Below are 14,203 nucleotides of genomic sequence, written 5' to 3' on the forward strand. Positions count from 1 at the left end.
GAGAAAGCAATGAAAGCTCTGCTCGATCTATTCAAGCAAGTCCAACAGGAAGAAGTTTTCGACGCGATCAAGATCGGTCTGGCCTCGCCGGACAAGATCCGTTCGTGGTCGTTCGGCGAAGTGAAGAAGCCGGAGACCATCAACTACCGTACGTTCAAGCCGGAACGCGATGGTCTCTTCTGCGCGAAGATCTTCGGGCCGATCAAGGACTACGAGTGCCTGTGCGGCAAGTACAAGCGTCTGAAGCACCGCGGCGTGATCTGCGAGAAGTGCGGCGTCGAAGTGACGCTGGCGAAGGTGCGTCGCGAACGGATGGGCCACATCGAGCTGGCCTCGCCGGTCGCTCACATCTGGTTCCTGAAGTCGCTGCCGTCGCGTCTGGGCATGGTGCTCGACATGACGCTGCGCGACATCGAACGCGTGCTGTACTTCGAAGCGTATGTGGTGATCGAACCGGGCATGACGCCGCTGAAAGCGCGGCAGATCATGACCGAAGAGGATTACTACAACAAGGTCGAGGAATACGGCGACGAATTCCGTGCCGAAATGGGCGCGGAAGGCGTGCGTGAACTGCTGCGCGCGATCAACATCGACGAGCAGGTCGAGACGCTGCGCACCGAGCTGAAGAACACCGGCTCGGAAGCGAAGATCAAGAAGTACGCGAAGCGCCTGAAGGTCCTCGAGGCATTCCAGCGCTCGGGCATCAAGCCCGAGTGGATGATCCTGGAAGTGCTGCCGGTGCTGCCGCCGGAACTGCGTCCGCTCGTGCCGCTGGACGGCGGCCGTTTCGCGACGTCGGACCTGAACGACCTGTATCGCCGCGTGATCAACCGTAACAACCGGTTGAAGCGTCTGCTCGAGCTGAAGGCACCTGAAATCATCGTCCGCAACGAAAAGCGGATGCTGCAGGAAGCCGTCGACTCGCTGCTCGACAACGGTCGTCGCGGCAAGGCGATGACGGGCGCGAACAAGCGTCCGCTGAAGTCGCTCGCCGACATGATCAAGGGTAAGGGCGGTCGTTTCCGTCAGAACCTGCTGGGCAAGCGCGTCGACTACTCGGGCCGTTCGGTCATCGTGGTCGGCCCGACGCTGAAGCTGCACCAGTGCGGCCTGCCGAAGCTGATGGCGCTCGAGCTGTTCAAGCCGTTCATCTTCAACAAGCTGGAAGTGATGGGCGTCGCGACGACCATCAAGGCTGCGAAGAAGGAAGTCGAGAACCAGACGCCGGTGGTGTGGGACATCCTCGAAGAGGTGATCCGCGAGCACCCGGTGATGCTGAACCGTGCGCCGACGCTGCACCGTCTCGGTATCCAGGCGTTCGAGCCGGTGCTGATCGAAGGCAAGGCAATTCAGCTGCACCCGCTCGTCTGCGCGGCGTTCAACGCCGACTTCGACGGTGACCAGATGGCCGTTCACGTGCCGCTGTCGCTCGAAGCGCAGATGGAAGCGCGTACGCTGATGCTGGCGTCGAACAACGTGCTGTTCCCGGCCAACGGCGATCCGTCGATCGTGCCGTCGCAGGATATCGTGCTGGGTCTGTACTACGCGACCCGCGAAGCGGTTAACGCCAAGGGCGAAGGCCTGTCGTTCACGGGCGTGTCGGAAGTGATCCGCGCGTACGAGAACAAGGAAGTCGAGCTGGCATCGCGTGTCAACGTGCGGATCACCGAAATGGTCCACAACGAAGACACGTCGGAAGGCGCACCGCCGTTCGTGCCGAAGATCTCGCTGTATGCGACGACCGTCGGCCGCGCGATCCTGTCGGAGATCCTGCCGCACGGCCTGCCGTTCTCGGTGCTGAACAAGCCGCTGAAGAAGAAGGAAATCTCGCGCCTGATCAACACGGCGTTCCGCAAGTGCGGTCTGCGCGCGACGGTGGTGTTTGCCGATCAGCTGATGCAGTCGGGTTTCCGTCTCGCGACGCGTGCCGGCATCTCGATCTGCGTGGACGACATGCTCGTGCCGCCGCAGAAGGAAACGATCGTCGGCGACGCCGCGAAGAAGGTGAAGGAGTACGACCGCCAGTACATGTCGGGTCTCGTCACCGCGCAGGAACGCTACAACAACGTGGTCGACATCTGGTCGGCAACGTCGGAAGCGGTCGGCAAGGCGATGATGGAGCAGCTGTCGACGGAGCCGGTGACGGACCGCGACGGCAAGGAAACGCGCCAGGAATCGTTCAACTCGATCTACATGATGGCCGACTCGGGCGCCCGGGGTTCGGCGGTTCAGATTCGTCAGCTGGCCGGTATGCGAGGCCTGATGGCGAAGCCGGACGGCTCGATTATCGAGACGCCGATTACCGCGAACTTCCGCGAAGGTCTGAACGTGTTGCAGTACTTCATCTCGACCCACGGTGCACGTAAGGGTCTGGCTGATACGGCACTGAAGACCGCGAACTCGGGTTACCTGACGCGTCGTCTCGTCGACGTCACGCAGGATCTGGTCGTGGTGGAAGACGATTGCGGCACGTCGAACGGCGTGGCGATGAAGGCACTCGTCGAAGGCGGTGAAGTCGTCGAAGCGCTGCGCGACCGTATCCTCGGCCGCGTTGCGGTGGCGGACGTCGTGAACCCGGAAACGCAGGAAACGGTGTACGAATCGGGCACGCTGCTCGACGAAACGGCGGTCGAGGAAATCGAACGCCTCGGCATCGACGAAGTGCGCGTGCGCACGCCGCTGACCTGCGAAACGCGTTACGGCCTGTGCGCAGCCTGCTACGGTCGTGACCTCGGCCGCGGCTCGCTCGTGAACGTCGGCGAAGCAGTCGGCGTGATCGCGGCACAGTCGATCGGTGAACCGGGCACGCAGCTGACGATGCGTACGTTCCACATCGGTGGTGCGGCATCGCGTGCGGCAGTGGCTTCGTCGGTCGAAGCGAAGAGCAACGGTATCGTGCGCTTCACGGCGACGATGCGCTACGTCACGAACGCGAAGGGCGAGCAGATCGTCATTTCCCGTTCGGGCGAAGCGATGATCACCGACGATTTCGGTCGCGAGCGCGAGCGTCACAAAGTGCCGTACGGCGCGACGCTGCTGCAGCTCGACGGTGCGACGATCAAGGCAGGCACGCAGCTCGCCACGTGGGATCCGCTGACGCGTCCGATCATCACCGAGTACGGTGGTACGGTGAAGTTCGAGAACGTCGAGGAAGGCGTGACCGTCGCGAAGCAGATCGACGACGTGACCGGCCTGTCGACGCTGGTCGTGATCGACGTGAAGCGTCGTGGCTCGCAAGCTTCGAAGAGCGTGCGTCCGCAGGTCAAGCTGCTCGACGCGAACGGCGAAGAAGTGAAGATTCCGGGCACGGAGCACGCAGTGCAGATCGGCTTCCAGGTCGGCGCACTGATCACCGTGAAGGATGGTCAGCAGGTGCAGGTCGGTGAAGTGCTCGCACGTATCCCGACGGAAGCGCAGAAGACGCGTGACATTACCGGCGGTCTGCCGCGGGTGGCGGAACTGTTCGAAGCGCGTTCGCCGAAGGATGCCGGCATTCTCGCGGAAGTCACCGGTACGACGTCGTTCGGTAAGGACACGAAGGGCAAGCAGCGTCTCGTCATCACGGACCTCGAGGGCAATCAGCACGAGTTCCTGATCGCGAAGGAAAAGCAGGTTCTGGTTCACGATGCCCAGGTGGTCAACAAGGGCGAAATGATCGTGGACGGTCCGGCCGATCCGCACGACATCCTGCGTCTGCAGGGTATCGAGGCGCTGTCGCGCTACATCGTCGACGAAGTGCAGGACGTGTATCGTCTGCAGGGCGTGAAGATCAACGACAAGCACATCGAGGTGATCGTTCGCCAGATGCTGCGTCGTGTGCAGATCACCGACAACGGTGATACGCGCTTCATCCCGGGCGAGCAGGTCGAGCGTTCCGACATGCTGGACGAGAACGATCGCATGATCGCCGAGAACAAGCGTCCGGCTTCGTACGACAACGTGCTGCTCGGTATCACGAAGGCATCGCTGTCGACCGACTCGTTCATCTCCGCGGCATCGTTCCAGGAAACGACCCGCGTGCTGACCGAAGCGGCGATCATGGGCAAGCGCGACGATCTGCGTGGCCTGAAGGAAAACGTGATCGTCGGCCGTCTGATTCCGGCCGGTACGGGTCTCGCGTTCCACAAGGCACGCAAGGCGAAGGAATCGTCGGATCGCGAGCGTTTCGACCAGATCGCAGCGGAAGAGGCATTCGACTTCGGCACGCCGAGCGCGCCGGCAGAAGAGCCGCAGCAACATCCGGCAGCCGAGTAAGTGCGGGCGGCGCGAGCCGCCTTGCGTTACCTTGCTGTCACCGAGACCGCCCGGTTATGCCGGGCGGTTTTTTTTCGTCCGTCGCTCATTCGAGTGAACGAATCCTGGCCAATCGGCCAAATCCGCACGATTCGCGACGCGTCGCGCGAGCGGGTTGTTAAAATTGCGGTCATCGCTTAGCCGTCCCTGCCCTCATCCATGTCCCGCGCCCTCGAAATCCTCGACGAAGTATTTGGTTATCCCGCATTTCGCGGCCAGCAGGGCGAGATCGTCGAACACGTCGCCGGCGGCGGCGATTGCCTCGTGCTGATGCCGACCGGCGGCGGCAAGTCGCTGTGCTATCAGATTCCCGCGCTGCTGCGTCGCGAGGCCGGGCAGGGCGCCGGCATCGTCGTGTCGCCATTGATCGCGCTGATGCAGGACCAGGTCGCCGCACTGAGCGAAGTGGGTGTGCGCGCCGCGTACCTGAATTCGACGCTGTCGGGCGCCGAGGCCGCGGCGACCGAGCGCGCGCTGCGCGAGGGCGAAATCGACCTGCTGTACGTCGCGCCGGAACGGCTGATGACGGGGCGCTTCCTCGATCTGCTCGAGCGCGCGAAGATCGGCCTGTTCGCGATCGACGAAGCGCACTGCGTGTCGCAATGGGGGCACGATTTCCGCCCGGAATACATTCAACTGTCGGTGCTGCACGAGCGGTTTCCGTCGGTGCCGCGCATCGCGCTGACCGCCACGGCCGATGCGATCACGCGCGACGAGATCATCCACCGTCTCGCGCTCGACGATGCACGCGTGTTCGTGTCGAGCTTCGATCGCCCGAACATCCGCTACCGGATCGTCGAAAAGGACAACGCACGTTCGCAACTGCTCGATTTCATCCGAGCCGAACACACGAATGCGGACGGTACGACGGATGCGGGTGTCGTCTATTGCCTGTCACGCCGCAAGGTCGAGGAAACGGCCGAATGGCTGAAGGCGCAGGGCGTGCGTGCGTTGCCGTATCACGCAGGGATGGAGTTCGAGGTGCGGCAGAAGCACCAGGAAATGTTCCAGCGCGAGGAAGGCATCGTGATGTGCGCGACGATCGCGTTCGGCATGGGCATCGACAAGCCGGACGTGCGCTTCGTTGCGCACCTGGATCTGCCGAAGAGCGTCGAAGGCTACTACCAGGAAACGGGCCGCGCCGGCCGCGACGGGATGCCTGCGAATGCGTGGATGGCGTACGGCCTCGGCGACGTCGTCCAGCAGCGCAAGATGATCGACGAGTCCGATGCGGACGATGCGCACAAGCGCGTCCAGACGTCGAAGCTCGACGCGCTGCTCGGGCTGTGCGAGACGATCTCGTGCCGACGCGTGCGGCTGCTGAACTACTTCGGCGAGGAGAGCAAGCCGTGTGGCAACTGCGATACGTGCCTCGAGCCGCCGGCGTCGTGGGACGCCACGCGTGAGGCGCAGATGGCGCTGTCGTGCGTATTCCGCGCGCAGCGTGCAAGCGGCTTCAATTTCGGCTCGAGCCACCTGATCGAGATCCTGCGCGGCGGGCGCACCGAGAAGGTGTTGCAGCGCGGCCACGACCAGCTCACGACGTTCGGAATCGGCGCGTCGCTGTCGGAGCCCGAATGGCGGGCGATTTTCCGGCAGCTCGTCGCGTACGGCTACCTGGCCGTCGATCATGGTGGCTTCGGCGCGCTCGTGCTGACCGAGGCCGCGAAGCCTGTGCTGAAGAACGAGGAGAAGGTCACGCTGCGCCGCTACGTGAAGCCGCAGCGCACGCGCCAGTCGTCGAGCCGCAGCGGTACGCGCGTCGATCCGACGGCCGGCATGGGCACGCGTGAGCGCGCACGGTGGGATGCGCTGCGCGCGTGGCGTGCGGAAACGGCGAAAACGGACGGCGTGCCGGCCTACGTGATCTTCCACGACGCAACGCTCGCCGAGATCGCACGCAACGCGCCGGAGACGATCGACGACCTGCGCCATATCCCCGGCATGGGCGTGCGCAAGCTCGAACGCTTCGGCGACGAGATCATCGACGTCGTCGAGTCAGCCTGACACAGGTGTTCCGACCCCTCCGGTAAACCACGCGTTCGGCTGGCGAATCACGCAAGCCGTTGACTTAGTTGGTATTTCCGGAATATCATGCTGGGTTCCGGTATTCGGTGGGCCGAGTCGCGTTCCAAGGTTCGCACCCGTTTCGCCGGTTCGGAAGTCAACTGTGCGCCGATTCTCGCTTTGCCCGAAATCGATGCGCAGATTTTGTTCAATTTCAGGAATAAACAATGCCAACCATCAACCAACTGGTTCGCAAAGGCCGTCAGTCGGAAACGACGAAGAGCAAGAGCCCGGCCCTGCAGGACTGCCCCCAGCGTCGCGGCGTGTGCACCCGTGTGTACACGACGACGCCGAAGAAGCCGAACTCGGCACTCCGTAAGGTCGCCAAGGTTCGTCTGACGAACGGCTTCGAAGTGATTTCGTACATCGGTGGTGAAGGCCACAACCTGCAGGAACACTCGGTTGTGCTGATCCGCGGCGGCCGTGTGAAGGACTTGCCGGGTGTGCGTTACCACATGGTTCGCGGCTCGCTGGATACCCAGGGCGTCAAGGACCGTAAGCAAGCGCGCTCGAAGTACGGCGCGAAGCGTGCAAAGGCTGCCAAGTAAGCAGTTTTTGATCAGGGATCGCCGCAGGGCGGTCAAGGCGGGAGTGCCGGATTGCCGGTGCTGTCGAGTAAGTGGTCACCCGGCCAAGCTGGTTAGTCGTGAAGATGTGATCGGGTTTGTTGGTGGCCGCGGAGCTGGAACCAGCTCCAACTGAACAAGTAAAGGAAGAATCATGCCGCGTCGTCGCGAAGTCCCCAAGCGGGAAGTGTTGCCGGATCCGAAGTTCGGTAACGTTGATGTAGCCAAGTTCATGAACATGCTGATGCTGTCCGGCAAGAAGTCGGTCGCAGAGCGCATCGTTTATGGCGCATTCGAACAAATCCAGACCAAGGGTGGCAAGGACCCGCTGGAAGTGTTCACGGTTGCGCTCAACAACGTCAAGCCGGTGGTCGAAGTGAAGAGCCGTCGCGTTGGTGGTGCCAACTATCAAGTTCCGGTCGAAGTGCGCCCGTCGCGTCGTATGGCATTGGCGATGCGCTGGCTGCGTGAGGCTGCGAAGAAGCGTAGCGAGAAGTCGATGGCCCTGCGCCTGGCAGGTGAACTCTCCGAAGCGGCCGAAGGCCGTGGCGGCGCGATGAAGAAGCGCGACGAAGTTCACCGCATGGCAGAAGCCAACCGCGCGTTCTCGCATTTCCGTTTCTAAGCGCCTGGCTGGGCTTTTAGCGGAAATAAATTCCGGGCGGGTGCGCTTTTCAGGCGCCTCGCCCGTTTGTGTTGAAGCATGATGCAGCAGGGCTGCATCGTGTCATCCCAGTAGAGGATCAAAGTGGCTCGCAAGACTCCTATCGAGCGCTACCGCAATATCGGTATTAGCGCTCACATCGACGCCGGCAAAACGACGACGACCGAGCGCATTCTGTTTTACACCGGTGTGAACCACAAGATCGGTGAAGTCCACGACGGCGCAGCCACGATGGACTGGATGGAGCAGGAACAGGAGCGTGGCATCACGATCACGTCCGCTGCTACCACCGCCTTCTGGAAGGGCATGGGCGGCAACTATCCGGAACACCGCATCAACATCATCGACACGCCGGGCCACGTCGACTTCACGATTGAAGTTGAGCGCTCGATGCGCGTGCTCGACGGCGCGTGCATGGTGTACTGCGCAGTGGGCGGCGTGCAGCCGCAGTCGGAAACGGTGTGGCGCCAGGCTAACAAGTACAAGGTGCCGCGTCTCGCGTTCGTCAACAAGATGGACCGTACCGGCGCGAACTTCTTCAAGGTCTACGACCAGCTCCGTCTGCGCCTGAAGGCGAACCCGGTTCCGGTCGTGGTGCCGATCGGCGCGGAAGAGAACTTCAAGGGCGTCGTCGACCTGATCAAGATGAAGGCGATCATTTGGGACGAAGCGTCGCAAGGCACGAAGTTCGACTACGTCGACATCCCGGCCGAGCTCGCAGAGACCTGCAAGGAATGGCGCGAAAAGATGGTCGAAGTGGCTGCTGAAGCCAGCGAAGACCTGATGAACAAGTACCTGGAAGAAGGCGACCTGCCGGAAGCCGACATCGTCAAGGCGCTGCGTGATCGTACGATCGCGTGCGAAATCCAGCCGATGCTGTGCGGTACCGCGTTCAAGAACAAGGGCGTGCAGCGTATGCTCGACGCCGTGATCGACTTCCTGCCGTCGCCGGTCGACATCCCGCCGGTCAAGGGCGAGCTCGAAAACGGTGAAGAAGCAGAGCGCAAGGCGTCGGACGAAGAGAAGTTCTCGTCGCTCGCGTTCAAGATCATGACCGACCCGTTCGTCGGCCAGCTGATCTTCTTCCGTGTGTATTCGGGCGTCGTCAACTCGGGCGACACGCTGCTGAACTCGACCAAGGGCAAGAAGGAACGCCTCGGCCGTATTCTGCAGATGCACGCGAACCAGCGTGAAGAAATCAAGGAAGTCCGCGCAGGCGACATCGCCGCAGCGGTCGGCCTGAAGGAAGCGACCACGGGCGACACGCTGTGCGACCCGGCGAACCCGATCGTTCTCGAACGCATGGTGTTCCCGGAGCCGGTGATTTCGCAGGCTGTCGAGCCGAAGACCAAGGCTGACCAGGAAAAGATGGGCCTCGCACTGAACCGTCTGGCTCAGGAAGACCCGTCGTTCCGCGTGCAGACCGACGAAGAGTCGGGCCAGACCATCATTTCGGGCATGGGCGAACTCCACCTCGAAATTCTGGTCGACCGGATGAAGCGTGAATTCGGCGTGGAAGCAACCGTCGGCAAGCCGCAGGTTGCCTACCGCGAAACGATCCGTTCGACGGCGAAGGACGTCGACGGCAAGTTCGTCAAGCAGTCGGGTGGTCGCGGCCAGTACGGTCACGCAGTCATCACGCTCGAGCCGAATGAACAAGGCAAGGGCTACGAGTTCTTCGACGAGATCAAGGGTGGTGTGATTCCGCGTGAATACATCCCGGCGGTCGACAAGGGTATCCAGGACACGCTGAAGTCGGGCGTGCTGGCTGGCTTCCCGGTCGTCGACGTGAAGGTTCACCTGACGTTCGGTTCGTACCACGACGTTGACTCGAACGAAAACGCGTTCCGCATGGCCGGTTCGATGGCGTTCAAGGAAGCGATGCGCAAGGCGAACCCGGTCGTCCTCGAGCCGATGATGGCTGTCGAAGTCGAGACGCCGGAAGACTACATGGGCAACGTGATGGGCGACCTGTCGGGCCGTCGCGGTATCGTCCAGGGCATGGAAGACATGGTTGGCGGCGGCAAGATCGTGCGCGCCGAAGTACCGCTGTCGGAAATGTTCGGTTACTCGACGTCGCTGCGTTCGCTGACGCAAGGTCGTGCAACGTACACGATGGAGTTCAAGCACTACGCTGAAGCTCCGCGCAACGTTGCAGAAGCGATCATCAGCGCGAAGTCGAAGTAATTCGTTATCTCAATCGATAATTTTTGAAAGAAGAGAATCATGGCAAAAGGTAAATTCGAGCGGACCAAGCCGCACGTGAACGTTGGTACGATTGGTCACGTTGACCACGGCAAGACGACGCTGACGGCAGCGATCACGACGGTTCTGACGAAGAAGTTCGGCGGCGAAGCGAAGGCATACGACCAGATCGACGCGGCACCGGAAGAAAAGGCGCGCGGCATCACGATCAACACGGCACACGTCGAGTACGAAACGGCTAACCGCCACTACGCACACGTCGACTGCCCGGGCCACGCTGACTATGTGAAGAACATGATCACGGGCGCAGCGCAGATGGACGGCGCGATCCTGGTTTGCTCGGCAGCAGACGGCCCGATGCCGCAGACGCGTGAGCACATCCTGCTGGCACGTCAGGTTGGCGTTCCGTACATCATCGTGTTCCTGAACAAGTGCGACATGGTGGACGACGCTGAACTGCTCGAGCTGGTCGAGATGGAAGTTCGCGAACTCCTGTCGAAGTACGACTTCCCGGGCGACGACACGCCGATCGTGAAGGGTTCGGCCAAGCTGGCGCTGGAAGGCGACACGGGCGAGCTGGGCGAAGTGGCGATCATGAGCCTGGCCGACGCGCTGGACACGTACATCCCGACGCCGGAGCGTGCAGTTGACGGCGCGTTCCTGATGCCGGTGGAAGACGTGTTCTCGATCTCGGGTCGTGGCACGGTCGTGACGGGTCGCGTTGAGCGCGGCATCGTGAAGGTCGGCGAAGAAATCGAAATCGTCGGTATCAAGCCGACGGTGAAGACGACCTGCACGGGCGTTGAAATGTTCCGCAAGCTGCTGGACCAAGGTCAGGCAGGCGACAACGTTGGTATCCTGCTGCGCGGCACGAAGCGTGAAGACGTGGAGCGTGGCCAGGTTCTGGCGAAGCCGGGTTCGATCACGCCGCACACGCACTTCACGGCTGAAGTGTACGTGCTGAGCAAGGACGAAGGCGGCCGTCACACGCCGTTCTTCAACAACTACCGTCCGCAGTTCTACTTCCGTACGACGGACGTGACGGGCTCGATCGAGCTGCCGAAGGACAAGGAAATGGTGATGCCGGGCGACAACGTGTCGATCACGGTGAAGCTGATCGCTCCGATCGCGATGGAAGAAGGTCTGCGCTTCGCAATCCGCGAAGGCGGCCGTACGGTCGGCGCCGGCGTCGTCGCCAAGATCATCGAGTAATATCGACGATCCGCGGATCCCACGGGATCCGCGATTCCGCGGTATGCAGTCCGTACCGTCGAAACCGGGTGTCCAGCTTGCGCTGGCACCCGGTTTTGTTTTTCCGTCACGCGAAAGCGCGGCGCGAGAAACTCGCACCATCGCTCCAGAATTTCGTGTAGAATCGCGGGCTTAGCAGTGGAAGTACCGTCCGGAACCTGATGTCTCGCTCCCCGCAGGCGTCAAGTTTCACGTTCTTTTAGTGTCCGGCGATGCAACATCGCCTCGCTCTTTCCAAGGAATCGTCATGCAGCAACAGAAAATCCGCATTCGCCTGAAGGCATTCGACTATCGTCTGATCGATCAATCGGCTGCCGAGATCGTCGATACCGCGAAGCGGACTGGCGCAATCGTCCGTGGCCCGGTGCCGCTGCCGACGCGCATTCAGCGTTTTGACATCCTGCGTTCGCCGCACGTCAACAAGACGTCGCGCGATCAGCTCGAAATCCGTACCCACCAGCGCCTGATGGACATCGTCGATCCGACCGACAAGACGGTTGACGCGCTGATGAAGCTCGACCTGCCGGCTGGCGTCGACGTGGAAATCAAGCTGCAGTAAGGCTTCCAGCGCCGATCGGCTTGCCGGGCGGCGCTAAGTCTTTGATTGCTTGCGGAAAACGCGAAGGCGGGCTATAATGCTTGGCTTTTCGCGTATTCGCGTAAAAAAGTTGGGCCTTGCGTGCCCGGCATTTTGTAAATCAGCCCCGACCAATCGCAGTCGGGAATGGAGAAAATGATGAGCCTTGGACTCGTAGGTCGCAAGGTTGGCATGACCCGTATCTTCACGGCGGAAGGGGATTCGATTCCCGTCACCGTGCTGGACGTGTCGGACAACCGCGTGACGCAGATCAAGACTGTTGAAACCGACGGCTACACGGCCGTGCAGGTTGCATTCGGCTCCCGTCGTGCCTCGCGCGTGACGAAGCCGCTGGCAGGTCATCTCGCCAAAGCCGGTGTCGAAGCCGGTGAAATCCTCAAGGAATTCCGCATTGACGCGGCCAAGGCAGCTGAGCTGTCGAATGGCGCCGTGGTCGGTGCCGATCTTTTCGAAGTGGGCCAGAAGGTCGACGTGCAAGGCGTGTCGATCGGTAAGGGCTACGCCGGTACGATCAAGCGTTACAACTTCTCCTCCGGCCGTGCCACGCACGGTAACTCGCGCTCGCACAACGTGCCGGGCTCGATCGGTATGGCGCAGGATCCGGGTCGTGTTTTCCCGGGCAAACGCATGACGGGTCACATGGGTGACGTGACGGTGACGGTGCAGAACCTCGAAATCGCCCGTATCGACGCAGAGCGCAAGCTGCTGCTCGTGAAGGGTGCGATTCCGGGCGCGAAGGGCGGCAAGGTCTTCGTGACGCCGGCCGTCAAGACCAAGGGGGCGAAATAATGGAACTCAAGCTCCTGAACGAAAATGGTCAGGAAGGTGCAGTGGTCAACGCATCGGACGTCGTGTTCGGTCGTGACTACAACGAAGCGCTGATCCACCAGGTCGTCGTCGCTTACCAGGCGAATGCTCGCCAGGGTAACCGCGCACAGAAGGACCGTGAGCAAGTCAAGCACACGACGAAGAAGCCGTGGCGCCAGAAGGGTACGGGCCGCGCTCGTGCCGGTATGTCGTCGAGCCCGTTGTGGCGTGGCGGTGGTCGTATCTTCCCGAATTCGCCGGAAGAAAACTTCTCGCACAAGGTCAACAAGAAGATGCATCGCGCAGGTCTCTGCTCGATCTTCTCGCAGCTGGCCCGTGAAGGCCGTCTGTCGGTCGTCGAGGACATCATCCTCGAAGCGCCGAAGACCAAGCTGCTGGCCGAAAAATTCAAGACCATGGGTCTCGACTCCGTGCTGATCATTACGGATACGGTCGACGAGAACCTGTACCTGGCTTCGCGCAACCTGCCGCACGTGGCGATTGTCGAGCCGCGCTACGCTGACCCGCTGTCGCTGATCTACTTCAAGAAAGTGCTGGTCACGAAGGCTGCGGTCGCCCAGATCGAGGAGTTGCTGTCATGAGCGAGATTCGCAAGAACGATCATCGTTTGATGCAGGTCCTGCTCGCGCCGGTGATCTCGGAAAAGGCGACGCTGGTTGCCGACAAGAACGAGCAAGTCGTGTTCGAAGTCGCACCGGATGCCACGAAGCAGGAAGTGAAGGCGGCTGTCGAGCTGCTGTTCAAGGTTGAAGTTGATTCGGTCAACGTGCTGGTTCAGAAGGGCAAGCAAAAGCGCTTCGGCCGTTCGATGGGCCGTCGCAAGGACGTGAAGAAGGCGTACGTTTGCCTGAAGCCCGGCCAGGAAATCAACTTTGAAGCGGAGGCCAAGTAATCATGGCAATCGTTAAAGTTAAGCCGACATCGCCGGGTCGCCGCGCGATGGTCAAGGTGGTCAACAAGAACCTGCACCAGGGCAAGCCGTTCGCGGCACTGCTCGACTCGCAGAGCTCGACCGCCGGCCGTAACAACAACGGTCGTATCACCACGCGTCACAAGGGTGGTGGTCACAAGCAGCACTACCGTATCGTCGATTTCCGTCGCACGAAGGATGGCATTCCGGCAAAGGTCGAGCGTCTCGAGTACGACCCGAACCGTAGCGCGAACATCGCGCTGGTGCTCTACGCAGACGGCGAACGTCGCTACATCATCGCCCCGAAGGGCCTGACCGTCGGCCAACAGCTGATGTCGGGTTCGGAAGCGCCGATCCGTGCAGGCAACACGCTGCCGATCCGCAACATTCCGGTCGGTACGACGATCCACTGCATCGAGATGCTGCCGGGCAAGGGCGCGCAAATGGCGCGTTCGGCTGGTACGTCGGCCATGCTGCTCGCCCGTGAAGGCGTCTACGCGCAGGTTCGTCTGCGTTCGGGCGAAATCCGCCGCGTGCACATCGAGTGCCGTGCAACGATCGGTGAAGTCGGCAACGAAGAGCATAGCCTGCGCCAGATCGGCAAGGCTGGCGCGAACCGCTGGCGCGGTATCCGCCCGACGGTGCGTGGCGTTGCGATGAACCCGGTTGATCACCCGCACGGTGGTGGTGAGGGCAAGACGGCTGCAGGTCGCGATCCGGTTAGCCCGTGGGGTACGCCGGCTAAGGGTTATCGCACCCGTAGCAACAAGCGCACGACGACGATGATCGTCCAGCGCCGTCACAAGCGTTAAGGAGTAGGC

The 14,203-nt window shown here is 61.6% G+C and carries 11 protein-coding genes; all 11 read left to right on the forward strand.

The window, feature by feature from the left end; translation table 11 throughout:
• Positions 1-9: 9 nt before the first annotated feature.
• Positions 10-4,254, forward strand: coding sequence for a DNA-directed RNA polymerase subunit beta' (gene rpoC, locus CFB41_RS01405; RefSeq protein ID WP_089439037.1), 4,245 nt, complete (start codon positions 10-12; stop codon positions 4,252-4,254).
• Between the two features lie 198 nt (positions 4,255-4,452).
• A complete protein-coding gene (gene recQ, locus CFB41_RS01410; protein WP_089424299.1) occupies positions 4,453-6,300 on the forward strand; it encodes a DNA helicase RecQ in 1,848 nt (615 codons plus the stop codon).
• A 227-nt stretch (positions 6,301-6,527) separates the two neighbouring features.
• The gene (gene rpsL / locus CFB41_RS01420; RefSeq protein WP_006400662.1) at positions 6,528-6,908 is read left to right on the forward strand and encodes a 30S ribosomal protein S12; all 381 of its coding nucleotides are present in this window, start codon (positions 6,528-6,530) and stop codon (positions 6,906-6,908) included.
• A 172-nt stretch (positions 6,909-7,080) separates the two neighbouring features.
• Complete coding sequence (rpsG, locus tag CFB41_RS01425) at positions 7,081-7,551, forward strand: 30S ribosomal protein S7 (RefSeq protein ID WP_006477195.1); 471 nt, start codon at positions 7,081-7,083, stop codon at positions 7,549-7,551.
• A gap of 123 nt (positions 7,552-7,674) precedes the next feature.
• Entirely contained in the window at positions 7,675-9,777 is a 2,103-nt protein-coding gene (gene fusA, locus CFB41_RS01430) for an elongation factor G (protein WP_006482929.1), read from the forward strand.
• 39 nt (positions 9,778-9,816) lie between these two features.
• A complete protein-coding gene (gene tuf, locus CFB41_RS01435) occupies positions 9,817-11,007 on the forward strand; it encodes an elongation factor Tu (RefSeq protein ID WP_011350666.1) in 1,191 nt (396 codons plus the stop codon).
• A gap of 286 nt (positions 11,008-11,293) precedes the next feature.
• A complete protein-coding gene (gene rpsJ / locus CFB41_RS01440; protein ID WP_004199280.1) occupies positions 11,294-11,605 on the forward strand; it encodes a 30S ribosomal protein S10 in 312 nt (103 codons plus the stop codon).
• Between the two features lie 177 nt (positions 11,606-11,782).
• Complete coding sequence (gene rplC, locus CFB41_RS01445) at positions 11,783-12,433, forward strand: 50S ribosomal protein L3 (RefSeq protein WP_006482922.1); 651 nt, start codon at positions 11,783-11,785, stop codon at positions 12,431-12,433.
• Complete coding sequence (rplD, locus tag CFB41_RS01450) at positions 12,433-13,053, forward strand: 50S ribosomal protein L4 (RefSeq protein ID WP_011350675.1); 621 nt, start codon at positions 12,433-12,435, stop codon at positions 13,051-13,053. Before rplC ends, rplD begins: the two co-directional genes overlap by 1 nt.
• Positions 13,050-13,364 carry a 50S ribosomal protein L23 gene (rplW, locus tag CFB41_RS01455; protein WP_004199275.1) on the forward strand — a complete coding sequence of 105 codons (315 nt, stop codon included), beginning with the start codon at positions 13,050-13,052 and terminating at the stop codon, positions 13,362-13,364. The genes rplD and rplW overlap by 4 nt, the downstream gene beginning before the upstream one ends.
• A gap of 2 nt (positions 13,365-13,366) precedes the next feature.
• Entirely contained in the window at positions 13,367-14,194 is an 828-nt protein-coding gene (gene rplB, locus CFB41_RS01460) for a 50S ribosomal protein L2 (protein WP_006482900.1), read from the forward strand.
• Positions 14,195-14,203: the final 9 nt, after the last annotated feature.

Origin of the sequence: Burkholderia sp. AU33803 (assembly GCF_002223095.1) — a bacterium.
Classification (GTDB): domain Bacteria; phylum Pseudomonadota; class Gammaproteobacteria; order Burkholderiales; family Burkholderiaceae; genus Burkholderia.